24 protein-coding genes and 1 tRNA gene are annotated in these 24483 nt (G+C 64.8%); 9 read left to right on the top strand and 16 right to left on the bottom strand.

Annotated features, from left to right (window positions below; translation table 11 throughout):
- Positions 1 to 199: 199 nt before the first annotated feature.
- The 5 genes from V2I30_RS04640 to V2I30_RS04620 all read right to left on the bottom strand — a co-directional run bounded on the left by V2I30_RS04640 (position 200) and on the right by V2I30_RS04620 (position 3184).
- Positions 200 to 646: a MucR family transcriptional regulator gene (locus V2I30_RS04640; protein ID WP_330660911.1), complete on the bottom strand. Its 447-nt coding sequence runs from the start codon at positions 644 to 646 to the stop codon at positions 200 to 202.
- A gap of 138 nt (positions 647 to 784) precedes the next feature.
- The gene (locus tag V2I30_RS04635; protein ID WP_330660910.1) at positions 785 to 1258 is read right to left on the bottom strand and encodes a GNAT family N-acetyltransferase; all 474 of its coding nucleotides are present in this window, start codon (positions 1256 to 1258) and stop codon (positions 785 to 787) included.
- Entirely contained in the window at positions 1255 to 1917 is a 663-nt protein-coding gene (gene tsaB, locus V2I30_RS04630; protein ID WP_330660909.1) for a tRNA (adenosine(37)-N6)-threonylcarbamoyltransferase complex dimerization subunit type 1 TsaB, read from the bottom strand. Before tsaB ends, V2I30_RS04635 begins: the two co-directional genes overlap by 4 nt.
- 51 nt (positions 1918 to 1968) lie before the next feature.
- Positions 1969 to 2577, bottom strand: coding sequence for a malonic semialdehyde reductase (locus V2I30_RS04625; RefSeq protein ID WP_330660908.1), 609 nt, complete (start codon positions 2575 to 2577; stop codon positions 1969 to 1971).
- Positions 2578 to 2602: 25 nt separating this feature from the next.
- Positions 2603 to 3184 carry a NifU family protein gene (locus tag V2I30_RS04620; RefSeq protein ID WP_330660907.1) on the bottom strand — a complete coding sequence of 194 codons (582 nt, stop codon included), beginning with the start codon at positions 3182 to 3184 and terminating at the stop codon, positions 2603 to 2605.
- Positions 3185 to 3296: 112 nt separating this feature from the next.
- Between V2I30_RS04620 and V2I30_RS04615 the strand changes: the two genes are divergently transcribed.
- The 6 genes from V2I30_RS04615 to V2I30_RS04590 all read left to right on the top strand — a co-directional run bounded on the left by V2I30_RS04615 (position 3297) and on the right by V2I30_RS04590 (position 11440).
- The gene (locus V2I30_RS04615) at positions 3297 to 6293 is read left to right on the top strand and encodes a M16 family metallopeptidase (protein WP_330660906.1); all 2997 of its coding nucleotides are present in this window, start codon (positions 3297 to 3299) and stop codon (positions 6291 to 6293) included.
- A gap of 130 nt (positions 6294 to 6423) precedes the next feature.
- Positions 6424 to 7800 carry a class II 3-deoxy-7-phosphoheptulonate synthase gene (locus tag V2I30_RS04610; RefSeq protein WP_330660905.1) on the top strand — a complete coding sequence of 459 codons (1377 nt, stop codon included), beginning with the start codon at positions 6424 to 6426 and terminating at the stop codon, positions 7798 to 7800.
- Positions 7801 to 7952: 152 nt separating this feature from the next.
- Entirely contained in the window at positions 7953 to 9209 is a 1257-nt protein-coding gene (gene egtB, locus V2I30_RS04605) for an ergothioneine biosynthesis protein EgtB (protein WP_330660904.1), read from the top strand.
- An 8-nt stretch (positions 9210 to 9217) separates the two neighbouring features.
- On the top strand, positions 9218 to 10204 hold the full coding sequence (egtD, locus tag V2I30_RS04600) for an L-histidine N(alpha)-methyltransferase (protein ID WP_330660903.1): 987 nt from the start codon (positions 9218 to 9220) through the stop codon (positions 10202 to 10204).
- Positions 10205 to 10274: 70 nt separating this feature from the next.
- The gene (locus V2I30_RS04595) at positions 10275 to 11234 is read left to right on the top strand and encodes an NAD(P)/FAD-dependent oxidoreductase (RefSeq protein ID WP_330660902.1); all 960 of its coding nucleotides are present in this window, start codon (positions 10275 to 10277) and stop codon (positions 11232 to 11234) included.
- Positions 11231 to 11440 (top strand): DUF5522 domain-containing protein, encoded by a 210-nt coding sequence (locus V2I30_RS04590; protein ID WP_330660901.1) that lies wholly within the window; start codon positions 11231 to 11233, stop codon positions 11438 to 11440. The genes V2I30_RS04595 and V2I30_RS04590 overlap by 4 nt, the downstream gene beginning before the upstream one ends.
- Before the next feature lie 91 nt (positions 11441 to 11531).
- On the opposite strand, the gene V2I30_RS04585 is transcribed toward V2I30_RS04590, so the two are convergent.
- From V2I30_RS04585 to yghU, 3 genes are all read right to left on the bottom strand, one after another.
- Positions 11532 to 11606 (bottom strand) — tRNA-Gln (locus tag V2I30_RS04585).
- A 47-nt stretch (positions 11607 to 11653) separates the two neighbouring features.
- Positions 11654 to 13042, bottom strand: a complete 1389-nt coding sequence (locus V2I30_RS04580) for an MFS transporter (protein WP_330660900.1) — start codon at positions 13040 to 13042, stop codon at positions 11654 to 11656.
- 62 nt (positions 13043 to 13104) lie between these two features.
- Positions 13105 to 13971 carry a glutathione-dependent disulfide-bond oxidoreductase gene (yghU, locus tag V2I30_RS04575; protein WP_330660899.1) on the bottom strand — a complete coding sequence of 289 codons (867 nt, stop codon included), beginning with the start codon at positions 13969 to 13971 and terminating at the stop codon, positions 13105 to 13107.
- A 123-nt stretch (positions 13972 to 14094) separates the two neighbouring features.
- Here yghU and V2I30_RS04570 point away from each other — a divergent pair, with 123 nt between their 5' ends.
- The gene (locus V2I30_RS04570; RefSeq protein ID WP_330660898.1) at positions 14095 to 15108 is read left to right on the top strand and encodes a DNA topoisomerase IB; all 1014 of its coding nucleotides are present in this window, start codon (positions 14095 to 14097) and stop codon (positions 15106 to 15108) included.
- 119 nt (positions 15109 to 15227) lie between these two features.
- Positions 15228 to 17267 (top strand): NAD(+) synthase, encoded by a 2040-nt coding sequence (locus tag V2I30_RS04565; RefSeq protein ID WP_442896902.1) that lies wholly within the window; start codon positions 15228 to 15230, stop codon positions 17265 to 17267.
- Positions 17268 to 17323: 56 nt separating this feature from the next.
- Here the strand turns inward: V2I30_RS04565 and V2I30_RS04560 are convergent, their stop codons facing one another.
- The 3 genes from V2I30_RS04560 to V2I30_RS04550 all read right to left on the bottom strand — a co-directional run bounded on the left by V2I30_RS04560 (position 17324) and on the right by V2I30_RS04550 (position 19184).
- A complete protein-coding gene (locus V2I30_RS04560) occupies positions 17324 to 17701 on the bottom strand; it encodes a DoxX family protein (protein ID WP_330660896.1) in 378 nt (125 codons plus the stop codon).
- Between the two features lie 94 nt (positions 17702 to 17795).
- Positions 17796 to 18386, bottom strand: a complete 591-nt coding sequence (locus V2I30_RS04555; protein WP_330660895.1) for an FMN-dependent NADH-azoreductase — start codon at positions 18384 to 18386, stop codon at positions 17796 to 17798.
- 84 nt (positions 18387 to 18470) lie between these two features.
- Complete coding sequence (locus tag V2I30_RS04550; protein ID WP_330660894.1) at positions 18471 to 19184, bottom strand: pirin family protein; 714 nt, start codon at positions 19182 to 19184, stop codon at positions 18471 to 18473.
- Positions 19185 to 19324: 140 nt separating this feature from the next.
- Here V2I30_RS04550 and V2I30_RS04545 point away from each other — a divergent pair, with 140 nt between their 5' ends.
- Entirely contained in the window at positions 19325 to 20218 is an 894-nt protein-coding gene (locus V2I30_RS04545) for a LysR family transcriptional regulator (protein WP_330660893.1), read from the top strand.
- A gap of 9 nt (positions 20219 to 20227) precedes the next feature.
- On the opposite strand, the gene V2I30_RS04540 is transcribed toward V2I30_RS04545, so the two are convergent.
- From V2I30_RS04540 to V2I30_RS04520, 5 genes are read right to left on the bottom strand one after another with little or no spacing between them, the layout of a single operon-like run.
- Positions 20228 to 20617, bottom strand: coding sequence for a hypothetical protein (locus tag V2I30_RS04540; RefSeq protein WP_330660892.1), 390 nt, complete (start codon positions 20615 to 20617; stop codon positions 20228 to 20230).
- A 29-nt stretch (positions 20618 to 20646) separates the two neighbouring features.
- Positions 20647 to 21039: an STAS/SEC14 domain-containing protein gene (locus V2I30_RS04535; RefSeq protein WP_330660891.1), complete on the bottom strand. Its 393-nt coding sequence runs from the start codon at positions 21037 to 21039 to the stop codon at positions 20647 to 20649.
- Positions 21040 to 21069: 30 nt separating this feature from the next.
- Positions 21070 to 21732, bottom strand: coding sequence for a glutathione S-transferase (locus V2I30_RS04530; RefSeq protein ID WP_330660890.1), 663 nt, complete (start codon positions 21730 to 21732; stop codon positions 21070 to 21072).
- Positions 21725 to 22663, bottom strand: coding sequence for an oxygen-dependent tRNA uridine(34) hydroxylase TrhO (trhO, locus tag V2I30_RS04525; RefSeq protein WP_330660889.1), 939 nt, complete (start codon positions 22661 to 22663; stop codon positions 21725 to 21727). The genes V2I30_RS04530 and trhO overlap by 8 nt, the downstream gene beginning before the upstream one ends.
- 3 nt (positions 22664 to 22666) lie before the next feature.
- A complete protein-coding gene (locus V2I30_RS04520; protein ID WP_330660888.1) occupies positions 22667 to 23761 on the bottom strand; it encodes a branched-chain amino acid aminotransferase in 1095 nt (364 codons plus the stop codon).
- Between the last annotated feature and the right edge of the window lie 722 nt (positions 23762 to 24483).

Below are 24483 nucleotides of genomic sequence, written 5' to 3'. Positions count from 1 at the left end.
GCCGCTTCCCTTGTTCTGTACCGCTTATGGCGGCTGGTCCGCCCGGGATGGTATGACGCGCAGCAGGGTCTACAGGCCTGCGCCCGATTGCTCAAGCGCGCCCGCCCCTGTGCCGGCCAGTCTTCCTGCATAGCAGCAGGGCCGGACAGGCGGGGGCGGGCGCTTTGGCTGCGCGAACCTAGCTCGACGCCTTGGTCTTCTAGCTCGACGCCTTGGTCTTCTTGCGCGGACGTCCGGCGCCCGGCTTGCGACCGAGGCCGATCTTCTTGGCCAGATCGCGGCGCTTTTCTGCGTAATTTGGCGCAACCATCGGATAGTCCGAGGGCAGGTTCCAGCGCGCGCGATATTCCTCGGGCGTCATGTCGTAATTGGTGCGCAGATAGCGCTTGAGCATCTTCAGCTTCTTGCCGTCTTCGAGGCAGACGATGTAGTCGGGCTTGACCGATGCGCGGATCGAGACGGCGGGTTCGGGTTTTTCTTCCTCAGCCGCTTGTTCTTCGCCAAGGCCCGCCAACGCGCCATAGACATTGGTGATGAGCTCTGGGACCTCCTTCACTTCGACATTGTTGTTGCTGAGATGAGCGGCGACGATATCGCTGGTCAGCGTTATCAAAGTCTCTTTCATTTCCATTTCCAAGTCCTGCATGAGTCCCTCGTTTCACATTTCTTCGGATTATTTCCGATAGCTGGCGCATGGCGTAGTCGTTCCGCGTTGGCAAGCCAAGGGTTTACGTTGTCCCGCCATCGATCAAGTGTCGCCGATTGGGCGGCGGCGTAGTAATTTCTACAATTCGCGCCCGAAGGTGATCGCATCGACCCGCGATCCATCCGACAAACGGTAATAACCGGCGCGGCGCCCGATCGGTTCGAAACCGAGCTTTCGATAAAGGCGAAGCGCCGGATTGCCGCACCGCATCTCCAGAAAGACGCGCCGCGTCCCGCGCCGGCGCGCCTCATCAAGGAGGTGGGTGATGAGCGCTTCGCCCAATCCGCGCCGCCGGTGTTCGGGCCGGACCGCGATCAGGAGCAGCTCCTCCTCATCCGCCGCCGCCCGGGTAAGGACGAAGCCGGCGGAGGGAGCGTCGCTATGTGGATCGTGGACCTTGTTCGCGCCGGCGTCGAGGAGGATCGCGCGGGTCGACGGCATCGCGAGCGCATCGGAGATCTGGCGCCGGTTCCACGCCTCGCCGAAAGCGGGATCGAAGGCGCAGTCCATCACCTCCATGATCCGCGCAACGAGGAGTGGGCAGGGCGTCATGTGCCGACCTGCGTCGCCGGTGCGCGGTCCAACGGTTGGGCATCGGGCGGTCGACCATAGATCGGCGACAGGTCCGCGGTGAGATGAGCGGGATCGAGCTGCGAGATTTGGCCGGCATCGGGCAGCATGTCGAGGACGACACGCTCGCCTTCGAGCAATTGAGCGAGATCGGTCGCGCGGTTGCCGGCGACGACGCGGTGCGCGCCCCATGCCCGCGCTACCCCTGGACCGAGCGATTGCTGCGGCGCTTCGCCTTTCCCATCGCTAAAGTTCTGCACGAACCATTCGCCGTGCCCGCCATTCATGCAGACGGTCACTGCGCTCTGGACGCTGGCCGCCGCCGCTTGCGCTGCAATCAGAGCGAGTGTGGGATATCCCAGCACCTTCGCCTGCCACGCCACGCCGAGCGCGCGCGCCGCCGCGATGCCGATGCGCACGCCGGTAAAGCTGCCCGGGCCCAGCGAGACGAGGATGCGCTGCGCCTGGCCACGGCCCGGCAGGTCAGCGATGATCGGAACGAGACGTTCGGCATGACCGCGCCCGAGAACGCGGTGGTCATGCGCAAGGCGCTCATCCCCTTCGAAAAGCGCGACCGAGCACGCCTCGCTCGCGGTTTCTATGACGAGAGTTCGGCCTTCGAGGGACAGCGCGGCGGACATGGCGAAAGCCCTGCCTCAGCCGGCCCGCCCCTGCAAGGGCCCGGTTCGCCTTCAGATAATGCGGGTGAACTTGTCGAAATCGGGCCGCGGGCTGCGATCGAAAATGCTCTCGGGATCGCCATAGCCGATCGAGCACACCCAGTCGGCGCGGTGCTGCGGTTCGTCGGCGAAGAATTCCTCGGTAATCTTGTCGAGATCGACGCCCGACATCGGTCCGCAGTCGAGCCCGACGGCGCGTGCGGCCATGATGAGATAGGCGCCTTGCAGCGCCGAATTGCGCTTGGCGCTTTCGATCCGCCCTTCGACATCGCCCTCGAACCAGCTTTTGGCATCGGTGTGCGGGAACAGCCAGGGCAGCTCTTCGTGGAAGTCGATATCGTAGCCGATGATCGCGGTGACCGGAGCCTGTTTGATCTTCGGCGCGTTCTGCTCCGACGCGCAATCGGCCAGCTTGTCCTTCTGCTCCTGGGACTTCACCCAGACGATCCGCGCGGGCTGCTGATTAGCCGATGTCGGGGCCATTTTGAGCAGGTCGTAGATTCGGTGCAGCTGCTCTTCGCTCACGTCCTTGTCGAGCCAGCCATTATAGGTGCGCGCATCGTTGAACAGTTGGCCGAGCGCGGCGTCGGACAGGACGTTGTCGTGGTACTGGGTCGTCATGAAATTCCCCGAAGGAGATTGAAGGTCAGGCGGCTCTGACCTCAACGACCTCGGGGACATAATGTTTCAACAGGCTTTCGATCCCGTGCTTGAGCGTCGCCGTGCTCGACGGGCAGCCCGCGCAGGCGCCTTGTAGCGAGAGATAGACGACGCCATCGGAGAAGCCGCGATAGGCGATGTCGCCGCCATCGCCGGCCACCGCCGGGCGCACGCGAGTTTCGAGCAATTCATTGATCGAGGCGATGACTTCGGCGTCTTCCGCGCGGTCTTCGACCACCGGTGCCGCATCTTCGGCGGGGACCGAAATGCCATCGGCGCTGCCACCTGAAAACAGCGGCGCTTCGGACACGAAGTGATCGAGCAGGATTGTTGCCACCTGTGGCTTGAGCGCCCCCCAATCGGCGCCCGGCGCAGCGGTCACGGTGACGAAGTCGCTGCCGAAGAAGACGTTCACCACCTCGCCGGTGTCGAAAATCGCCTCGGCCAGCGGGCTCGCTTCGGCCGCTTCGGGCGAGGAGAATTCGCGCGTGCCGGCGGGCATGACGGGGCGGCCCGGCATGAACTTGAGGCTGGCGGGGTTGGGCGTGGTTTCGGTTTCGATGAACATACCTTCAAAATAGGGAGAGGCGGGCAGCCCCGCAAGCGCTTCGCCTCTCGCCAGGCATGCGCGTGCCTCGCATTCACTGGTCCTTCACCCTCGCGCTCCCTATAGAAGGGGAATGAACCTTCCGATCCGGGCGGGCGCTGCCCTTTGCCTTCTTTTCGCCGTCCTATCCGCCAATCCTGCCGCCGCGCAGTCCGAGCCCGCGCGTGCCGATGCGTCGATCCCCGCGATCCCGCAGGTTCCTGCGCCGGAGGCTGTTCAGGGTGAGGGCGAGACCCCGTGGCTTTACGAGGGCAGCAATGTTCCGGTCGACCGCGAATGGCTGTTCGGCGAGATGCAGAACGGGCTGCGCTATGCCGTGCGCCGCAACGGCGTGCCCCCCGGCCAGGTCTCGATCCGGGTGCGCATAGATGCCGGGTCGCTGCACGAGGAAGACAGCGAGCAGGGCTTTGCCCACCTCCTCGAACATCTTCTCTTCCGCGAAAGCAGGTATCTCGGCCAGGCGGAGGCGATCGCCGCGTGGCAGCGGCTGGGCGCGACTTTCGGGGCGGACGCCAATGCCGAGACCAGCCCGACCCACACCGTCTACAAGCTCGACATCCCAGATATCGGCCCTGAGAAGCTCGACGAGAGTTTCCGCCTGCTCTCGGGCATGATCCGCGAGCCTGTGTTGAGCGATGAGAATGTCGCGGCCGAGCGGCCGATCGTGCTCGCCGAAAAGCGCGAGCGTGGCGGCGCGGCTGAGCGGGTTGCCGACATGACGCGGCGCACCTTCTTCGCCGGACAAAGGCTCGCGACCCGCAATCCGATCGGCACGGTCGAAACGCTCGAGGCGGCCAGCGGTCCCGCCGTGCAGACGTTCTACGATCGCTGGTATCGGCCCGAGCACACCGTCATCGTCGTCGCCGGCGATGCCGATCCGGTGGTGCTCGCAGGGCTTGTGGAGAAGTGGTTCGGGGACTGGCAGGGCACCGGCGCCCCAGGCACCGCGCCCGATTTCGGCGATCCGAGCGCGCCCGCAGGCGCCGCACTCGCTGCGGGCACCGACCTTCCGATCGGTGACCTCGGCCTCGCGGTCGAGCCCGACCTGCCGCGCAATCTGACCTATGCGATTATGCGGCCCTGGCGTCAGGTCCAGGACACGATCGTCTACAACGAAGGACTGCTGCTCGACGCGCTCGCCCAGTCGATCATCAACCGGCGGCTGGAGACGCGCGCGCGGGCAGGCGGATCCTACCTCTATGCGCAGGTGCGCCAGGACGACGTCTCGCGCACGGCCGATGCGACCTTCATCTCCTTCGCGCCGCTGAGCACCGACTGGCAGGCCGCGCTCGCCGATGTGCGCGGAGTGATCGCCGACGCCATCGCCACGCCGCCGACGCAGGAGGAGATCGACCGCGAGGCGGCGGAATTCGACATCGCGTTCGTCAATTCGGTCGAACAGGAAAGCGTCCAGTCGGGCCGCGACCTTGCCGACAATCTCGTCAATGCGGTCGATATCCGCGAGACCGTCGCGAGCCCGCAAGTGGTGCTCGATGTGTTTCGCGGGATGGAGGACCGATTGACGCCGGAAGAAGTCCATGCCCGCACCCGCGCGCTGTTCGAAGGCGACGTGATCCGCTCGGTCTATGTGACGCCGGCCATCGGCGAAGCGGACGAGGATGCGCTTCGGCTGGCGCTCACCAGCGAGGCGATGGTCGACGACACCGCGCGGCTGGCGGCGCAGACGATCTCCTTCGACGAGCTTCCCGCCATCGGCGAACCCGGCGCGATCGAGGCGATGGGACCGCTCGGCATTCTCGAGGTCGAACAGGTCGATTTCGACAATGGCGTGCGCGCACTGCTATGGTCCAATTCGGCGGAACCGGGCCGCGTCACGGTGCGCGTGCGCTTCGGCGCCGGCATCCGCGCCTTCGACGAGGACAGCGCGGTCTACGCCAAACTGGGCGAGATGGCGCTGGTCGGGTCGGGCCTGGGCGAGCTCGGCCAGAACGAGCTCGACCGGCTGGCGACGGGGCGCAAGCTCGGCTTCGATTTCACCGTCGAGGATGCGGTCTTCACCTTCACCGCGCAGACCCGTTCGGACGATGTCGCCGATCAGCTCTACCTGTTCGCCGCAAAGCTCGGCATGCCGCGCTGGGACGCCGATCCGGTGATCCGCGCCAAGGCGGCGGCGGAGCTTGCCTACAACACCTATTCGACGAGCCCGGGCGCGGTGCTGAGCCGCGATCTCGATTACCTCACTGCCGACCGCGACCCGCGCTTCGCAACGCCGACGCCCGAAGCGCTCGAAGACGTGACACCCGAGGCTTTCCGCGAAGTGTGGGAGCCGCTCCTTCAGCAGGGGCCGGTCGAGGTGCTGGTGTTCGGCGAGTTCGACCGCGAGGAGATCATCGAGAAACTGCGCACCACCTTCGGCGCGCTGCCCGAACGCGAGCCCATCCCCGCCGATATCGCCGCGCGTGTGCCTGCCTTCCCGGCGGCGGCGGCTACCCCCACGGTTCTGACCCATCGCGGCGATGCAAATCAGGCGGCGGCGGTCATCGCCTGGCCGAGCGGGGGCGGGATGGCCAACATCCGCGAATCACGCCAACTCGAAATCCTTATCCAGATCTTCAACAACCGCCTGCTCGACGCGCTGCGCGAGCGTGCTGGGGCGAGCTATTCGCCGCAGGTCTTCTCCAACTGGCCGACCGATATCGATGGCGGCGGGCGGATCGTCGCGCTGGCGCAGCTGACGCCCGATTTCGTGCCTGTTTTCTTCGACGAAGCGGAGCGGATTGCGCGCGATCTCGCCGCCAATCCGCCGACCGAGGACGAGATCACCCGCGTCACCGAACCGCTCAGCCAGCGCATCCGCCGCGCGAGCACGGGCAACCAGTTCTGGTTGTTCAACCTCGAAGGCGCATCGCGCGATCCCGCGCGGGTCCAGCTGCTCCGCACGCTGCTCTCCGACTTCTCGCAGACCAATCCGCAGGTGATGCAGATCCTCGCCGAGCGCTATCTCGTCGGGGCGCAGCCGCTGAAGCTGGCGGTGATTCCCGAGGGTCAGGAGCTGGCTCTGACGGCGCCCGGGGCGGGCATTCCGGCACGCGAAGCGAGCGGGCGCTGACGCTCGCAGCTTCCGCGTCTCGGGTAACGATGTTGCAGCGCAGCGGCGTTTAGCTGTAGACGCACATATTCATGGCGGGCCGGGGCAATCGGCCTCGACCCCGATTAGCGAAATGGAAACGAGCGAGAACGTGGCGCGGAACTGGACACCCGACAGCTGGACGAATTTCGAGGCACGGCACCTGCCCCACTACGAGGATGCGGGAGAGCTCGCCGAGGCCGAGAAGACGCTCGCCTCCTATCCCCCGCTCGTCTTTGCCGGCGAAGCGCGCGCATTGAAGGAGGACCTCGCCGAGGTCGCCAATGGCCGCGCATTCCTGCTGCAGGGCGGCGACTGCGCGGAGAGTTTCGCCGAGTTCCATCCCAACAATATCCGCGACACGTTCCGCGTGTTGTTGCAGATGGCCGTGGTCATGACCTTCGCCAGCAAGCGCCCGGTGGTGAAGGTCGGGCGCATGGCGGGCCAATTCGCCAAACCGCGCAGCTCGGCCACCGAAACGCAGGGCGAGGTAACGCTGCCGAGCTATTTCGGCGACAATATCAACGGCATCGATTTCGATCCCGTGCAGCGCCGGAACGACCCCCAACGCATGGTCCGCGCCTATTCACAGGCCGCCGCCACGCTCAATCTGCTGCGCGCCTTTGCCGGCGGCGGCTACGCCAATCTCGGCCAGGTCCACAAATGGACGCTCGATTTCATGGGCCGCACCCCGTGGACGAAGAAGTTCGCGGAAACCGCCGACCGGATCGGCGAAGCGCTCGCCTTCATGGAAGCCTGCGGCATCGACCCGGCCACCGTTCCGCAATTGCAGGGCACCAGTTTCTACACCAGCCATGAAGGGCTGCTGCTGCCCTACGAACAGGCGATGACCCGGCAGGATTCGCTCACCGGCGACTGGTATGCGACCTCCGCGCACATGCTGTGGATCGGCGATCGCACCCGTTTCGAAGGCAGCGCGCATGTCGAATTCGCGCGCGGGATCGGCAATCCGCTGGGCATGAAATGCGGGCCGAGACTCGAACCCGACGCGTTGTTGACGCTGCTCGACCAGCTCAATCCGGCGCGCGAGGCGGGGCGGATTACGCTCATCAGCCGGTTCGGCCACGACAAGGTCGAGGATGGGCTGCCGACGCTGGTGCGCGCGGTAAAGCGCGAGGGGCACCCGGTGGTTTGGAGCTGCGATCCGATGCACGGCAATGTCGTGAAGTCGGAAAGCGGCTACAAGACCCGACCCTTCGACCGCATCCTGGCCGAGGTGCGCGGCTTTTTCGCGGTCCACCGCGCCGAAGGCACGCATCCGGGCGGTATCCATGTCGAGATGACCGGCCAGGACGTAACCGAATGCGTCGGCGGCGCGGTCGCCATCACCGATGCGGCACTCGCCGATCGCTACCACACGCATTGCGACCCACGTTTGAACGCCGAGCAGTCGCTGGAGCTCGCCTTCACCCTTGCCGAAATGCTCAACGCGGAAACCGCCGAACAGCGCGCAGCGGATGCGGCCTAAGGATTGACAAAGGTTAAGTTGTTGGGGCGATCCGACGCTACGATGCGCCTATTCGCTAAATAAATCCGCTGTTTCGCCTTTCAATCGTCATGCGGATCGGCCATGATTCGCCAAAGATTAAGGCGCACCCGGACGCCCGTGGGAGAGATGCCTTGCCGTCCCATCCGAAGACACACGAAGCGATTACGACCGAGCCGGCTCTGGCCGAGCGATTTGCCTCGACCCGCGCATTGACCCTCGAACTGGCGGCACCGCTCAGCGACGCGGACGCAACGATCCAGTCGATGGAAGATGCAAGCCCCGCCAAATGGCATCTCGCGCATACGACCTGGTTCTGGGAAACCTTTCTGCTACGCGATCACGTGCCGGATTACCGGGCGTTCGATGAAGACTGGGCCTTCCTCTTCAACTCCTATTACGAGGCCGAAGGCGCACGGATCGACCGATTTTCGCGCGGCCTGCTGTCGCGCCCGACCCTGGACGAGGTGCGCGAATGGCGTGCCGCGGTGGACGAGGCGATGCAATCGCTCCTCGCCCGTCCCGAATGCCAAGCGCTGATCGAGCTCGGCATCGCGCATGAACAGCAGCACATCGAATTGCTGCTGACCGACATCAAGCATGCGCTGTTCCAGAACCCGCTGGGGCCGGCGATGTTCGAAGGCGCGAGTTCCCGCGCAGGCGAAGGCGAGCGTGGCTGGTATCAGCATCCCGGCGGCATCGCGCTGGTCGGGCATGACGGCGGTGCCTTCGCGTTCGACAATGAAGGTCCGCGCCATCGCGTGCTGCTCGAACCCTTCGCCCTCGCCGAGCAGCTCGTGACCAATGGCGAATGGGAGGCGTTCATCACCGACGGCGGCTATGAAACGCCTTCGCTTTGGCTCTCGGACGGTCTTGCCTGGGTGCGCGAGCATCACATTCGTGCCCCGCTCTACTGGCGCGAGGGCGAGCATTTCACCCATGCCGGCTGGCAGGCGCGCGATCCCGACGCGCCGGTTACGCACATTTCCTATTACGAGGCCGATGCCTTTGCGACCTGGGCGGGCCACCGCCTGCCGACCGAATGCGAATGGGAAGCGATCGCGCGCGGCCAGGCGGGCGAGCTGCCGGCGCACGATGCCGCGGGCGGGAACCAGCTGGATACGGCGGGCGCGCCGCTGCCCACCGGTTCTCCCGGTCTGTTCGGCGATTGCTGGCAGTTCACCCGCTCGGCCTATCTGCCCTATCCGCGCTTCGAACCTGCTGAGGGCGCGGTTGGCGAATATAACGGCAAGTTCATGAGCGGACAGTTCGTCTTGAAAGGCGCCAGCTGCGCCACAGTGCGCGGCCATTCGCGTCCCTCCTACCGCAATTTCTTCTACCCCCATCAGCGCTGGCAGTTCACCGGACTGCGCCTGGCGAAGGATGTTTGACCTCTCCCATGACTAGCAAACCCGGTCTCAAACTGGTCGACCGCGACGAAAGCGGCGTTGATACCGCGTTTCGCGAGGACGTGATCGAGGGCCTGTCGCAACAGCCCAAGGCGATCCCCGCACGCTGGCTCTACGACGATGCCGGCTCGCAATTGTTCGAGGACATCACCAAGGTCCCCGAATATTACCCCACACGGGCGGAAACCGAGATTCTCGAACGGCAGGGCGAAAGCTTCGCAAAGCTCATCGGGCCGGGACGCGCGGTGGTCGAATTCGGTTCGGGCTCCTCGATCAAGACCCCGCTGCTGCTGCGCGCGATCGAGCCTGCCGCCTATGTCCCGCTCGATATTTCGGGCGATTTCCTGCGCGCCGCCGCCGCCGATCTCGCTGCGAAGTTTCCGGGGCTGCCCGTGCTCCCGGTCGAGGCGGATTTCATGCGCAAGGTCGCGCTGCCCGAAGAGGTGGCGGACCTGCCCAAGCTCGGTTTTTTCCCCGGTTCGACGATCGGCAACATGGTCGCGCGCACCGCGGTCGACCTCCTGCGCTCGATGCGTCAGACGCTGGGCGTGGGATCGCAATTGCTGATCGGGATGGACCTCATCAAGGATGAGACGGTCCTGCTCGCCGCCTATGACGACGCGGCCGGGGTTACGGCCGAGTTCAACCTCAATCTCGCGCGCCGCATCAACCGCGAGCTGGGCGGCGACATCGATATTGATGCGCTCAGGCACCAAGCGCGCTGGAACGACGATTTCGCGCGGGTCGAGATGCATCTGGTGGCGCAGCGTGACCTCGAATTCAGTGTCGCCGGCCAATCTTTTGCCCTCAATAAGGGCGAAAGCATCCACACCGAAAACAGCCACAAATTCACCCGCCGCACCGCCCATATGCTACTCGCCGCGAGCGGTTGGGAAATGCAGGCGCGCTGGCTCGACGAGGCGAAGCGTTTCTCGCTGATCATGGCCGATGCGCGGCCCAATCGCAGCGCGCCGTAATTCGGCGTTGAAGGAAAGCGCGCCTTAGACCGGGGCGGGAAACAAAACGCGCCGCCGGCATTGTCGCTGCATGAGCGGGGATCATAGCGATGTTTTGATCGTTGGCGCCGGGATGGCGGGGCTGTCCTGCGCCTCGGCCCTGGCGCGCAGCGATCTGTCGGTGACGCTGATCGACAAGGGGCGCGGGCCGGGCGGGCGCATGGCCACGCGCCGGGCCGAAATCGCCGGCGACATCACCTCTTTCGATCACGGTGCGCAATATTTCACCGCGCGCGATCCGGGCTTCCGGGCCGCGGTCGATCAGTGGGAAGAGCAGCGGGTGGTCGCCCGCTGGGAGGCGGCGGGCGAAGATGCCTATGTTGGCATACCCGGCATGAACGGGCCGATCCGCGCCATGGCCGAAGCGCTCGACGTGCGATGGAAAACCCGCGCGCTGACGATCGAGCGCGAAGGCGCGAACTGGGCGGTCGATACGGGCAAGGAGCTTTTCACCGCGGCGAGCGTGCTCGTCGCGCTTCCCGCCGAACAGGCCGCCGACCTGCTCGAAGAAGTGGTGCCCGACTTGGCCCGAACCGCCGGGCAAGCGACATCCGCGCCGTGCTGGGCGGTCATGGCCGGTTTCGCCACGCGGCTCGATATCGCAGGCGACATTGTGCGAGGCTCGGAAGATGCGCCGATAGCCTGGGCGGCGCGCAACAGCGCCAAGCCTGGGCGGCGGGGGGGCGAAGAAGCCTGGGTTCTGCACGCATCCCCAGCCCGCAGCCAAGCGATTATCGATCTCGAACCGGGGGAAGTGGCGACCTGGTTGCTCGACGATTTCTTCGAGCAGACGGGCGCGCATTGCGCCGCCCCGATCCACGTCGCGGCCCATCGCTGGCTTTACGCCATGCCCGATGCGGTGGAAGGCGAACCGGCGCGCTTCGATGCGGACGCGCGGATCGGGATCGCGGGCGATTATCTGCACAGCCCGCGCGTCGAGGGCGCATGGCTTTCGGGCCAGGCGCTGGCGGAAAAGGTGCTGGCGCGATGAATGCGCCGCCTGCCTGGCAGGCTCTCCACGACGCAGCGGTCGAACGCGGCGAGCGCCATTATATCGACCCGGAAACCGGCTACGTGGTGTTCACCGAGCTTCAGCATCTCGACCGCGGCACTTGCTGCGGCTCGGCATGCCGGCATTGCCCCTATGAGCACGAGAACGTGCCCGAGAACCGGCGCAAACCACAAATTTTGAGATAGGATAATCGGTCCGTAGGACCGCAAACGCGACCGCGGGCCCGCACCGGCCCCGCAGCGAAGCGGAGTGAACAGCCGGGAGGATAACCGAAAATGGCTGGGGTGGCAGGGATCGAACCTGCGAATGCCGGTACCAAAAACCGGTGCCTTACCACTTGGCTACACCCCAGTAGGAGCGCCGCTTCATAGCGGGCGGGGCGCAAATGTGAAGGGCTTTTACCCGGGTCCGGCAAGCCCGGCGCGGCGCATGGCAAGGTCGGTCTCGACCCGGTCCATTACAGCGTGGCTGAGCCGGTAGAAGAGCATCGCCGTGGCCGCGGGAATTAGCGCGAGCGCGGGCAGCACGGCGAAGGCGAAGTCGATCCCCGCAAGCGCCCGCGCGCTTTGCTGAACGCCGGGCACGAAACCCGTCACTTGTAGCGCGAAGCCGGGTGCGAAGGCGCCGAGCCCCGTCCCCACCTTCACCCCGAAGATCGAGGCCGCAACAGTCAGCGCGGTCATCTGCTGGCCCGACTTCCATTCGATATATTCGGCGATGTCGGTGAACATCGAGAAGGACAGCACCATCAGGAAACCGAAGCCGAGCCCGACGAAATATTGCGCGAGGGTTTGCAGGAACACCGCGTCGATTGCGGCGAAGCCGAAGGCGACGATGCCCGCCAGCTTGATTGCGCCGCCCGCGATGATGAGATGCGATTTCTCGAACCGGCGTTGGAGCAGGAAACCGATCACCACCCCGCTGACCTGTCCGAGCGCGAGTGCGGTCAGGAACAGGCCGAAGCGATCGAGGAACAGGAACACCGGAACCCCGTCGTCGCCCGCGACATATTTGAAGAAGAAGCGCGCCGCCGAGGCGCGGCTGGCGATCGCGAGCACGCCGAAGATGGCGGCGATGACCACCGCGATCCAGGCACCGGTGCGAAAGAGCGTCGCCAAGTCGCGCCGGATCGCGGTGTTGACCGTCACCGCCGGAATGCGCTCCTTCGTGGTGGCGAAGGTGACGAAATAGACGAGCACCGAGATTGCGGAAAACACGCCCATGGTCCACATGATCCCGCGCGCCTCGTCGCCACCGCCGAGTTCGCGCACGAGCGTCGTCGCCAACACGCCGACGAGAATTGCGGCGAATGCCGAGAAGAACATGCGGTAGGCGGTCACGTTGGCGCGCTCGCGGGTCGAGGCGGAGATGACGCCGAGCAGCCCGGAATAGGGCACGTTAACCGCGGTATAGGCGAGCATGGTCAGCCCGTAAGTGATATAAGCCCAGACCAGCAGCCAGCCCGGCGTCAGATCGGGCGCGGCGAAAATCGCGAAGCCGGCAAGACCATAGGGCAGCGCACCCCACAGGATATAGGGCCGATAGCGCCCCCAGCGCGTACGCGTGCGATCGGCGATCAGGCCCATGACCGGATCGGTCACCGCGTCGAAAACGCGCGAGACCAGCAGCATGACAGCCATCGCCGCCGGCGCGACCGCGCCCAGATCGACGAAGAAATATAGGAGATAGGCGGCGAAGAAATTGAGGTAGAGCCCGGAAGGCAGATCGCCCACGCCATAGCCGATCTTCTCGGCCAGGCGGATGCGTTCAGGCGGTCTGTGCGCCAATGCTCCTCATCCCCTCGCTCCTGAACCGATCCGCGCCGCCGTCCATCGACACGAATAACGCGCTAGAAGGTGAAGTCGAGGTTCTTGCCTTCGAAATCGGCCGCGGAATGCCGTTCGCGCAATTGCTGATCCTCGTCGCCCCAGACCTTGTTGACCAGCCGCCCGCGTTGCACGCCGGGTCGCATCGCGATCTCGCGCGCCCAGCGACCGACATTTGCGTATTCGTCGATGGAGAGAAATTTCTTCGCCTCGTTGTAGATCGTGCCCGCGACGAAGGGGGCGAGCCAGGGGAAATTGGCAATATCGGCGATCGTGTACTCGTCGCCCGCGAGGAAGCGCGTTTCAGCGAGCCGCTTGTCCGCGACATCGAAAACGCGTTTCACCTCCATCGCATAGCGATTGATCGGATATTCGTATTTCTCGGGCGCATAGGCGTAGAAATGGCCGAAGCCGCCGCCGATGAAGGGGCCGGTGCCGACTTGCCAGAACAGCCAGGAGAACACCTCCGCGCGCAGTTCCGGTTCGCGGGGTAGGAAGGCGCCGAACGTCTCGGCGAGGTGAACGAGGATCGCGCCGCTTTCGAAGATGCGCACGTCCTTCTCACCGCGCGTATCCACCAGCGCGGGGATCTTGGAATTGGGATTGATGTCGACGAAGCCGCTGGTGAACTGCTCGCCTTCGCCGATATCGATCGTCCACGCGTCGTATTCCGCGCCGCCATGCCCCTGTTCGAGCAATTCCTCGAACATGATGGTCGCCTTCACCCCGTTGGGCGTCGCGAGCGAATATAGCTGGAACGGGTTGTCGCCGCGCGGCAGGGCTTTCTCCTCGCGCGCGCCGGCGGTGGGGCGGTTGATCTTGGCGAACTTGCCGCCGCTTTCGCTCTCATAGGTCCATACTTCGGGCGGCGTGTAGGTTGGATCGGCCATATTCATGTCTCCTCGCCTGCGGCGAAATTCGGCAGTGTGATGATCCCTTGCCCGCCCAAGTGGACGCTCGTTCGAACCCGCGCAAGGCGGAACCAAGCAGGCATCAGGCGCATTTGCTTGTTCATGGAGAAACTCATCTACGTCGATGACAGCCTGCCGGGCATCACCCGCAAAGGCGCGGGGACGGGCTTTGCCTATTATTCGCCCGAGGGCGCGCTGATCCGCGACCGGGCGGAGCGCGAGCGACTGAACGCCATCGCGCTGCCGCCGGCCTATGAGAATGCCTGGTTCTGTCCGGCGGAGAACGGCCATATCCTGGCTACCGGCTATGATGAGGCGGGGCGAAAGCAATATCGCTATCACCCCGATTTCCGGCGGATGCGCGAAGGTGAGAAGTTCGATCGCTGCGCCGCCTTCGGGCGCCTGCTGCCGCTGGTGCGCGCGCGGATCGACGACGATCTGTCGCAGCCCAAACTGACCGACAGCCGCGCGATTGCGGCGGTGGTACGTCTGCTCGATCTGAGCGCGATCCGCGTGGGCAACGAGCATTACGCGCGCGCAAACGACAGCTATGGCGCAACCACCCTACGCCGCGACCATGCCGAAGTGGGTTCGCGCGGGCTCACCTTGCATTTCGCCGGCAAGGGCGGACTCGAGCGCGACGTCGAACTGAACGATTCCCGGCTCGCCCGCGCGGTGCGCCGGATGAAGGATTTGCCGCGGAGCGGGGGCGACAACCACCTGTTCCGCTATGTCGACGACGAGGGCGAAACCCGCCCCGTCACCTCGAGCGAGGTCAACGCCTATCTGCGCGATACGATGGGCGGCGACTTCACCGCCAAGCATTTTCGCACCTTCCACGCCAGCGTCCTGGCCTTCGCGACGCTTGCCCGGGGGGAGGGGCACGTGCCGATCCGCGTTCTGCTCGAACAGGTTTCCGATCATCTTGGCAACACGCCGGCGATCGCGCGTCAAAGCTATATCCACCCTGCCGTCATTGCGCGGGTCGAAGGTCAGCAGGCGTGGCGCGCGAACCTCAAGCTGCCGCGCGCGCTCAAATGGCTGAGCCGCGAGGAGCGGGGGCTCCTCGAACTGCTCGAGGAGAGCCCGCCGGCGGCGGAACTGCTCGCCGCCTGAGCCAGCCGACGCTCGCCAAACGCCTAGTCGCGCCGCGCTTTAGCGGTTAGGGGGCTCACCGAAGCCCTGACAGCGGGAGATGCGACCAGGTGGCCGATACGTCCCATCCCTTTTACGACATGCACGAACACGGCTTCGTGCGCGTTGCGACCGCCACTCCATACGTGCGGACCGCCGATGTCGATCACAATGTCGAGGGCATTTTGTCCGAGGCGAAGAAGGCGCACGATCGGCAGGTCGATCTCGTCGTCTATCCCGAGTTGTGCGTCTCGTCCTACGCGATCGACGACCTTCATCTGCAAAATGCGCTGCTGGATGCGAGCGAAGCGGCTATCGCGACCATCGCCGAAAAGACCCGTGAGCTGACCCCGGTGCTGGTGATCGGCGCGCCGCTCAGACGTAATGCCAAGCTCTACAATTGTGCGATCGTCGTCGCGCGCGGGCAGGTGCTGGGTGTGGTGCCGAAGAGTTACCTTCCCAATTATCGCGAATTCTACGAGAAACGCTATTTCACCCATGGCCGCAATTGCCAGGATCTGTGGATCGCATTGAATGGCGATGATGTGCCTTTCGGTACGGACCTGATCTTCGCCGCGTCGAACCTTTCGGGCTTCATCTTCGGCGCGGAAATCTGCGAGGATTTCTGGTCGCCCAACCCGCCCGGCACGCTTGCCGCGCTCGCGGGCGCGCTGATCCTGTGCAATTTGTCCGCCTCGCCGATCACCATCGGGCGCGCCGCAGATCGGCACCTGCACTGCCAATCCTCCTCCTCGCGCTCGATCTGCGCCTATGTTTATTCCGCCAGCGGGCATGGCGAGAGCACCACCGATCTTGCCTGGGACGGCCAGGGGGTGATCTACGAGCTTGGCGGACTGGTCGCGGAAAGCGTGCGCTTCGATCTCGAAGGCGAATTGTGTGTCGCCGATATCGACACCGACCGGATCGCCGGCGAGCGCATTCGCAACCAGACCTTCTCCGACGCCGCTGAAGCGCACGGCCGGCCCGAGGACATCTATCGCCGTATCATGTTCGAGCATGTCTACCAGGTGGGCGATATCGGCCTCAAGCGCGGCGTGCGGCGCTTCCCCTTCGTGCCCGACAACGCCAAGACACTGGACGAGGATTGCTACGAAGCCTTCAACATTCAGGTCGATGCGCTGATGCGCCGGCTTCAGGCGACCGGGGCGAAGTCGCTCGCCATCGGCGTGTCGGGCGGGCTCGATTCGACCCATGCCCTGATCGTCGCCAGCAAGGCGTGCGACCGGCTCGGCCTGCCGCGCTCGACCATTCGCGGCTACACCATGCCCGGCTTCGGCACTTCGGACGAGACCAAGGCCAATGCCTGGAAGCTGATGGAGGCGTTCGGCATCACGGCCGAGGAGATCGACATCAAGCCCGCCGCGAGGCGGATGCTCGAAGATATCGGGCATCCTTTCGCGAATGGCGAGCCGGTCCACGATGTGACCTTCGAAAACGTTCAGGCGGGGCTGCGCACCGACTATCTCTTCCGCCTCGCCGGCCATCATGGCGGCTTCGTCCTGGGCACCGGAGACCTGTCCGAACTCGCGCTCGGCTGGTGCACTTATGGTGTAGGCGATCAGATGAGCCATTACGGCGTCAATGCCGGTGTTCCCAAGACGCTGATCCGCTTCCTCATTCGCTGGACGGTCGCGACAGAGCAATTCCTGCCGCAGGTGAGCGACGTGCTGAACGCCGTGCACGACACGATCATCTCGCCCGAGCTCGTGCCGGCCGGAGAGGACGGGGAGATGCAGAACACCGAGGCGCTGATCGGGCCCTACGAATTGAACGACCTCTTCCTCCACCACACGATCCGCTACGGCCAGAAACCCGACAAGATCGCCTTCATCGCCTGGCATGCCTGGCGCGACATACGCGCGGGCGCGTGGCCCAGCGGCTTTCCCGAACAGCGCAAGAACGAATACGATCTGCCGGAGATCGCCGGCTGGCTCGAGGCGTTTCTGAGGCGCTTCTTCGCGCACTCGCAATATAAGCGAAGCGCGCTGCCCAATGGCCCGAAGGTCTCCTCGCAAGGGGCGCTGAGCCCGCGCGGCGACTGGCGCGCGCCGTCCGATGCGGTGGCCGATGTTTGGATCGATCAGCTGCGGGAAAAGCTGCCGCCCGGAACGCTGGAATAGGAGCGGGGACCGGCGCGTATCCGACGCACCGGCCCCTTTCGAGCCGATGGTCTGTCTCAGCGGGCGTCGATCGCCAGCCTCCCCGCACCCCAAGCGGCGAGCGCAAACATGCCGCCCGCGATCGCGAGGTTTTTCAGGAACAGCGTCATCTCGATCGCTTGCGAAAAGTCGTTGTGGAAGATCAGCGCGGTCAGCAGGGTGAAGACGCCGAGCGCGGCGGCGACCATACGGGTGCGCAGACCCAGCGCCAACATCAACGCGCCGACGATCTCGAACGCGACCGTTCCCGCAAACACGATCTCGGGCAGCGGCAGGCCGACCGAGGCGATATAGCCGATGGTCCCGTCGATCGTGGTGAGCTTGTTGAGCCCGGCAAGAAGGAACAGCGCGGCGAGCAACAGGCGGGCGAGGAGGGCGAACCCGTCCTGCGACATGTTGGACCGGGCGAGCGGGGTGGCGGCCTGATCGGGGGGTTGAGCGAGGGTATTGATACTGGTTCTCCTGAGGAAGAGGGGGAGGGTGAAAGGCTCAGACCATTTCCTCGACGCGGGCCTTTGCCGCTTCGATCTTCGCATCGCCATCCGCGCCCATGATGCCATCGGCGGCGACAAGTTCGACATCGGAAATGCCGAGGAAGCCGAGGAAGAAAGTGAGCCAGCTCGACATGAAGTCCATGCCCGAGCCGATCGGCGTCCCGCCCGAGGCGGCGGCGATATAGGCCTTCTTGTTCTCGACGAGGCCGACCGGGCCGGCTTCGGTATATTTGAACGTGGTCCCGGCGCGCGCGACCAGATCGGCCCACGCCTTGAGCGAGGCGGGCACGCCGAAATTGTAGACCGGCGTTGCGAAAACGACGATGTCCGCGGCCTGGAGCTCCGCGATAAGTTCGTCGGCGATGGCCGCGAGCTCCTGTTGCTCGGGCGTGCGCGCCGATTTCTCGGTGAGCCCGGCGTTGAACCTTTCCCAGCTTTGGAAGGGAATGTCGTTCTTGGCGAGATCGCGGGTCGTGACGCTGGCCCCGGTTTCATCGACGAGGCGCGCGACCAGTTTGTCGCCGAGGGTGCGCGAGACGCTTTCCTCGCCGCGAATGCTGGTGGTGATGTGGAGGATATTTGGCATGGGGACGGTTCCTTTCGGTTCTTTTCGAAAAAGGTGGGGCCGGCCGCACGGGGAGGGGGAGGGCGACCGGCCCCGGGGGAGGGATTAGGCAGCGTCGACGAGGACGACTTCGCTGTCTTCGAGCGCGGTGATGGTGACTTCCTTTAGCTGCGTGATGGCGACGCCGTCGCGGGCATTGGCTTCGACGTCGTCGACCTGCACCTTACCCGTTGCGGGCACCAGATAGAGGTGGCGATCGGGCGAGGCGGGCGTGTAGGTCACGCTCTCGCCGGCCTTGATCGTCGCGCCCAGCACGCGGGCATCGGTGCGGATCGGCAACGCGCCTTCCTGGGCGTCATTGTCGTTCGCGCTGCCACTGGCGAGCGGCACGAAGGAGCCGGCGCGCTCGCCCTTGGGAAAAGCGCGCGCACCCCAGCTGGGCTCGCCGCCGCGCTGTTCGGGGATGATCCAGATCTGGAAGATTTGCGTCGCATCGTCCTCCAGATTGTATTCAGAATGACGCACGCCATTGCCCGCACTCATTACCTGGACGTCGCCCGCCTCGGTGCGGCCTTCATTGCCCATCGAATCGCGGTGGGTAATCGCGCCTTTACGGACATAGGTGATGATTTCCATGTCCTGGTGCGGATGGGTGGGAAAGCCGGTTCCGGGCGCGATCGTATCGTCGTTCCAGACCCGAAGGCTGCCCCAGTTGACCCGGGCCGGATCGTGATACTGGGCGAAGGAAAAGTGGTGATGCGCATCGAGCCAGCCGTGATCGGCGCTGCCTAGACTATCGAAGGGACGAAGTTCGATCATGTGCGTTTCTCCTTGTGGTGCGGAGGGTGCCCCGAGAAGGGCCGTCCGCAAGCGTTGGGTTGGAGATAGGCGCGGTTGCCTGCTCAGATAAGTGCGATAAAATTTGCAAAGATGTTCGGAAAATCCGAACGGTTCTACCCATGAAGCTTGGTGAACCCAGTCTCCACCATCTGCGCATCTTCCTTGCCGTCGTCGAAGAAGGCAGCTTCGGCGCGGCGGCGCGGCGCATGGGCCGCGCGGTGTCCGCGATCAGCTACGGCATCGCCCAGCTGGAGGGACAGCTGGCCGTCACCCTGTTCGAGCGCGAGGGATCGCGCAAACCCGTCCTCACCCCTGCCGGCGAGGCGTTGCGTGCCGAAGCGCAGGCGGTGGCCGACGGGGTCGACGCCATGCTCGCCAAGACGCGCTCGCTCCATGCAGGCCTCGAAAGCCGCCTGGGCGTGGTGCTCGACGTGATGCTACCCGGCGAAGTCACCGCGCGGGTGCTGCGCGCCTTTCGCGAACGCTTCCCGACCATCGCGCTCAACCTGCGGGTCGAAGGGCTGGGGGCGGTGGCGCAATGCCTGTTCGACGAGGACGCGCAGCTGGCGATCGGCGGGCCGATCATCGCCGACGATCCGTTGCTCGAGCGTCAGGCGATCGGCAGCGTCGAGCTCATTCCCGTTGCCGCCCCCGATCACCCGCTCGCCGCGCCGTCCATCGCACCGGGCGAAAGCCGCAAGCATCTGCAACTGGTCCTCTCCGACCGCTCGACGCGCACGCAGGGGCAGCAATTCTCGGTGCTCTCGCCGCTGACCTGGCGGCTGGGCGATCTCGGCGCGAAGCATTCGCTGCTGAAGGAGGGGCTGGGCTGGGGCAACATGCCGCGCGATATGATCGAAGGCGATCTTGCGGCGAGGCGCCTGGTCGCGCTCGACCTGCCCGAAAAGCCCGGCGATTTCTACACGCTCCACGCGCTATGGCGGCGCGACACGCGTCCGGGTCCGGCGACCAGCTGGCTGATCGACGCCTTTCGCGACGAATTGCAGGACTGAGTTGTGAAGCTAGGCGGCGAGCGATCGTCGCAGCCAGTTACGCGCGCCCTCCACATCGTCGAAGAAGGCGACGTCCAGACCATCGGTGAGGCGGCGATATTGCATCCGCACCAGCGGCGAAGTCGAGACCACCGCGAACCGCTTAAGACCGTTCTGGCGACCGAGCATCAGGCTTTGCCGGATCGCATCGGCGGTCTCGCGGTCCTGCGGCAGAAAGGCGCTGAGATCGCCCAGGGCGTTGAACGGTTCGCCGGCCTTGAAGAAAGGACGCGCCGCGCCGGTCAATTCCTTGAGGAAGCCATCCATAGTTTCCCGCGTCCAGAAACCGCCGATCGCGAAGTATAGTTCCGAATGCGCCGTGTCGGCTTTGATGGTGTGCGTTCTGGAAAGTTTGTCCATTGTGTCCTCCCCCCAGGACGTTGCGGCGCCTAGCAGGCGGTCTCCCTACTGCGCAGCCAGGCAATCGCATCGGCGCGATTTTCGAAGAAAGCGATATTCAGCGATCCGCTCACCCGGGTGAATTGCTGGCGCACCAGCATCGAGGGGCAGATCAGCGCCATCCGCTCAACACCCGCCGCCGCGCTCGCATCCTGCGACTTGCGCATTTTCTCCGCCATCTCGCGAGTCTGCACGACGAAGTCGGTTAGATCGCCCAGCGTGTTGAACCCCCGGCCGTCCTCGATGAAGGGCTTGGCCTTTTCGGCCAGCTCCTTTTGCAGAGCGAGGAAATCCTCCTCCTTCCATAGTCCGGCAGCGGACCAGTGGATCTCGCGCGGGTTTTCGTGGCGCGACACGGAAAAGGCGGGGGCGAGCGATTGCATCGGACCCTCGGCATAATGCGGATGGGTAAATTAATCCTGAAGAGCGCGCTCTGTCGGCCCGAATACGACAGGCGGATCGCCCGCTTTCCAGACCGCGAATTTGGGCATGATCGCCGCGAACAGCTGCGAATTGCAATGCCCGTCCAGCCAGGTGCGCAGATGCGGCCAGTCCTGCGCATCGAACCAGGCGCGATCGTGATTGGCGAACTGGCGCACGAAAGGGAACAGCGCGATGTCGGCAAGGCTGCGCTTCGGCCCGCTCATCTGCCCCTCCTTTGCCAACCGCGCATCCCACCGCGCGAGGATTGCCGCGCACTGCGTACGGTGGTCGACCTCGCCGTGATCCGCCTCGTCCTCGTAGCGATTGGGATATTTGTAGCGGTCGAGATGATGCTTGAACGGTCCGTCGGCCTCGGCGATCAGTTCCGCATCCTCGCCCGCGAGCCAGTCCTCGGGATCGCTCCGCGCGAGTGCCCAGCGCATGATCGCAAGGCTTTCATCGATCACCGATCCCTCGCCCAGATCGAGCACCGGGACGGTTCCCTTGGCGCTCGTGGCGAGCAGTTCGGGTGGCTTGTCGGCGAGCTTCACCTCGCGCAATGCGACGGCTTCGCCCGCGATCCACAAACCCATGCGCGCGCGCATCGCATAGGGGCAGCGGCGGAAGGAGTAGAGGATAGGCGGCTCAGCCATCCGCATACTCTAGCCGCGCACCGACATGCGCTGCCCCGCGCGCCTTGGCGAGCGCTTCCTGCCGCTGCCGCTCGCGATAGCGCGCGCGCTGCTGTTCGGTGCGCTCGTCGAAACAGGCGGGGCACGAGACGCCTTCCTCGAAGCCGGGCGAGGCGCGGTCCAACAGGCTCACCGGCCGGCGGCATGCGCGGCACAGGCCATATTCGCCGGTTTCGAGACCGTGGCGCACCGTCACCCGCTCATCGAACACGAAACAATCGCCGCGCCACAGGCTTTCGCTCTCGGGCACCTCTTCCAGATATCTGAGGATGCCGCCCCTCAGGTGGAACACGTCCTCGACACCCTCGGCGCGCAGGAAACTGGTGGATTTCTCGCAGCGTATGCCGCCGGTGCAGAACATGGCAACCCGCGTCCTGCCGGCCAGCAGGCGTTCGCGATTGGCGCGAAACCAGGCTGGAAAGTCGCGAAAGCTCGGCGTTTGCGGATCGAGCGCGCCTTCGAAACTGCCGACCGCCACTTCGTAGTCGTTGCGCGTGTCGATCACCAGCGTATCGGGATCGGAAATCAGCGCGTTCCAATCGGCGGGTTCGACATAGCGTCCGACGCTCGCGGAGGGATCGACGTCCGACTCCCCCATACTCACGATTTCGCGCTTGAGCCGCACTTTCATCCGGTGGAAAGGCATGCTCTCGGATAGCGAATATTTGACGTCGAGCGCAGCGCATCCGGGCAGGGCGCGGATATGTGCAAGCGCCTCGGCAATGGCATCGTCCGACCCGGCGATGGTGCCATTGATGCCTTCCATCGCCAGCAGCAAGGTGCCCCTGATCCCGGCCGCCTCGCACGCCGTCAGAAGCGGCGCGCGCAGAGCAGCGGGATCGTCGAAGCGCGTAAACTGGTAGAGCGCGGCGACCTGAACGCGTGTCCCCATCGCCTAGACCCGCGTCACCCAGCCATGCCTGTCCGCGATCCGCCCGTGCTGGATATCGATCAGCTTTTCGCGCATTTTCTGCGCCATCTGGCCTATCCCGCCGGTGCCGATGGTGAACTCGCCGCTCGCCGAGGCGACGCTGCCGATCGGAGTGACCACCGCCGCGGTGCCGCAAGCAAGCGTTTCAAGGAGTTCGCCGCTTTCCGCCTCCTCGCGCCACTGGGTGATCGAATAGGGCTCTTCGCGCACCTCCAGACCCTCCTCGCGCAGCATCGCGATCAGGCTGTCGCGGGTGATGCCGGGCAGGATCGTACCGGTCAGCGGCGGGGTGATGACGCTGCCATCGGCGCGCACGAAGAACAGGTTCATGCCGCCCAGTTCCTCGACCCATTGCTTCTCGATCGCATCGAGGAAGACGACCTGGTCGCAATTGTTGCGGATCGCCTCGGCCTGTGGGACTAGGCTGGCGGCGTAATTGCCGCCGGTCTTGGCCGCGCCCGTGCCGCCGGGGGCCGCGCGCACGTAATCCTGCGACACCCAGATGCGCACCGGATTGACGCCCTTCTTGAAGTAATTGCCGCTGGAAACCAGGATGACGACGAAGGTGTAGCGACGGGCCGGACGCACGCCGAGAAACGCTTCGGAGGCGAACATGAAAGGCCGGATATAGAGCGATCCGCCCTCGACTGGCGGCATCCAGTCGGCATCCGTGCGCACGGCCAGCGTCACCGCTTCGAGAAACAGCTCTTCGGGGATTTCGGGCATCGCCATGCGCCGCGCGCTAGCATTGAAGCGGCGGGCATTTTGTTCCGGCCGGAACAGGGCAAGCCCGCCATCCTCATGCGCGTAGGCCTTCATGCCTTCGAAAATTTCCTGCGCATAATGCAAGACGCTCGCCGCCGGATCGAGTGCTATCGGCTGGCGCGGGCCGATCCTTGCATTATGCCAGCCGCTCTGGCCGTCCTCGTGGCGATCCTCGTCGTATTCGATCGTCACCATGTGATCGGTGAACACCTTCCCGAACCCTGGATCGGCAATTGCTTCCTCGCGGGCCGCATCGGGAGTCGGTGAGGGGTGAGGAATGGTCTCGAATTGCATGGGGGTGCGGATAATCGCGAGCGCACGGGAGGGCAAGATTTGTGGCCGTGGTGCGCAGGAGGTTTGTTTGTTTTATCTATCCGGGTCGCACCTAATGCTGTTCTCTTCCCTTGGGTTGAGCGGGTGGTACGACCCGATACAGGCACGTCTGCGACACCCTTTCGCGTTCATTTCGAAACCCCTGAAACCCCGCTCATCCTGAGGAGCAGTCGAAGCCGAAGGCTGAGCGCGTCTCGAAGGACCCGGAGGTCGACGCGCATCCTTCGAGACGAGCCTTCGATACGCCGCTGGCGCGGCTACTCAGTCTCTGCTCAGGATGAGCGAAAGTCTCTTCAAATCGGCTGCGCAGCAGTCGCAAGGGCGACCGCCCGCCCGCAGTGGGTCCACAGCGCAGCGAAGGACGTCTAGCGAGGACGCTCGCCCGGATGGGCGAACGCAAAACTATACCCCCAAAATGAAAAGGGCGCTTCCAGGCCCGCGTGGCGCGGGGGCTGGAAACGCCCTTTCATGGTCAGCGGCGGTAAGCGCCGCTCACGAAGCCTTACTCGGGTGTGCTTACCGAATATGCTCCGCGCGGAAACTTGCCGACCTCTCTACTGAACCATGAGACATCGGATCACCTCCTTTCGCGCTTGTAAGCCAAGACCCTGCCGTATCACCGGGGGCCGAGAGCCGCGTTCGCCGCTGGCCTCGTGCGCATATTTGAGTTTCCTGGGGCCTCA

Source organism: Erythrobacter sp. (genome assembly GCF_036351135.1).
Classification (GTDB): domain Bacteria; phylum Pseudomonadota; class Alphaproteobacteria; order Sphingomonadales; family Sphingomonadaceae; genus Erythrobacter.
The sequence above is the reverse complement of the archived record's forward strand: the minus strand, read 5'-3'. Positions and strand labels throughout refer to the sequence as shown.

What these genes read in the sequence shown, in the direction of transcription:
- V2I30_RS04520 (WP_330660888.1), bottom strand. Translation starts at nt 23,761, where the DNA reads ATGCAATTCGAGACCATTCCTCACCCCTCACCGACTCCCGATGCGGCC.
- V2I30_RS04530 (WP_330660890.1), bottom strand. Translation starts at nt 21,732, where the DNA reads ATGGCTGAGCCGCCTATCCTCTACTCCTTCCGCCGCTGCCCCTATGCG.
- tsaB (WP_330660909.1), bottom strand. Translation starts at nt 1,917, where the DNA reads ATGTCCGCCGCGCTGTCCCTCGAAGGCCGAACTCTCGTCATAGAAACC.
- V2I30_RS04555 (WP_330660895.1), bottom strand. Translation starts at nt 18,386, where the DNA reads ATGCCAAATATCCTCCACATCACCACCAGCATTCGCGGCGAGGAAAGC.
- V2I30_RS04635 (WP_330660910.1), bottom strand. Translation starts at nt 1,258, where the DNA reads ATGACGCCCTGCCCACTCCTCGTTGCGCGGATCATGGAGGTGATGGAC.
- V2I30_RS04565 (WP_442896902.1), top strand. Translation starts at nt 15,228, where the DNA reads ATGCACGAACACGGCTTCGTGCGCGTTGCGACCGCCACTCCATACGTG.
- V2I30_RS04540 (WP_330660892.1), bottom strand. Translation starts at nt 20,617, where the DNA reads ATGGACAAACTTTCCAGAACGCACACCATCAAAGCCGACACGGCGCAT.
- V2I30_RS04535 (WP_330660891.1), bottom strand. Translation starts at nt 21,039, where the DNA reads ATGCAATCGCTCGCCCCCGCCTTTTCCGTGTCGCGCCACGAAAACCCG.
- V2I30_RS04620 (WP_330660907.1), bottom strand. Translation starts at nt 3,184, where the DNA reads ATGTTCATCGAAACCGAAACCACGCCCAACCCCGCCAGCCTCAAGTTC.
- V2I30_RS04560 (WP_330660896.1), bottom strand. Translation starts at nt 17,701, where the DNA reads ATGTCGCAGGACGGGTTCGCCCTCCTCGCCCGCCTGTTGCTCGCCGCG.
- V2I30_RS04570 (WP_330660898.1), top strand. Translation starts at nt 14,095, where the DNA reads ATGGAGAAACTCATCTACGTCGATGACAGCCTGCCGGGCATCACCCGC.
- V2I30_RS04550 (WP_330660894.1), bottom strand. Translation starts at nt 19,184, where the DNA reads ATGATCGAACTTCGTCCCTTCGATAGTCTAGGCAGCGCCGATCACGGC.
- trhO (WP_330660889.1), bottom strand. Translation starts at nt 22,663, where the DNA reads ATGGGGACACGCGTTCAGGTCGCCGCGCTCTACCAGTTTACGCGCTTC.
- V2I30_RS04615 (WP_330660906.1), top strand. Translation starts at nt 3,297, where the DNA reads ATGAACCTTCCGATCCGGGCGGGCGCTGCCCTTTGCCTTCTTTTCGCC.
- V2I30_RS04595 (WP_330660902.1), top strand. Translation starts at nt 10,275, where the DNA reads ATGAGCGGGGATCATAGCGATGTTTTGATCGTTGGCGCCGGGATGGCG.
- egtD (WP_330660903.1), top strand. Translation starts at nt 9,218, where the DNA reads ATGACTAGCAAACCCGGTCTCAAACTGGTCGACCGCGACGAAAGCGGC.
- V2I30_RS04640 (WP_330660911.1), bottom strand. Translation starts at nt 646, where the DNA reads ATGCAGGACTTGGAAATGGAAATGAAAGAGACTTTGATAACGCTGACC.
- V2I30_RS04625 (WP_330660908.1), bottom strand. Translation starts at nt 2,577, where the DNA reads ATGACGACCCAGTACCACGACAACGTCCTGTCCGACGCCGCGCTCGGC.
- yghU (WP_330660899.1), bottom strand. Translation starts at nt 13,971, where the DNA reads ATGGCCGATCCAACCTACACGCCGCCCGAAGTATGGACCTATGAGAGC.
- V2I30_RS04545 (WP_330660893.1), top strand. Translation starts at nt 19,325, where the DNA reads ATGAAGCTTGGTGAACCCAGTCTCCACCATCTGCGCATCTTCCTTGCC.
- V2I30_RS04590 (WP_330660901.1), top strand. Translation starts at nt 11,231, where the DNA reads ATGAATGCGCCGCCTGCCTGGCAGGCTCTCCACGACGCAGCGGTCGAA.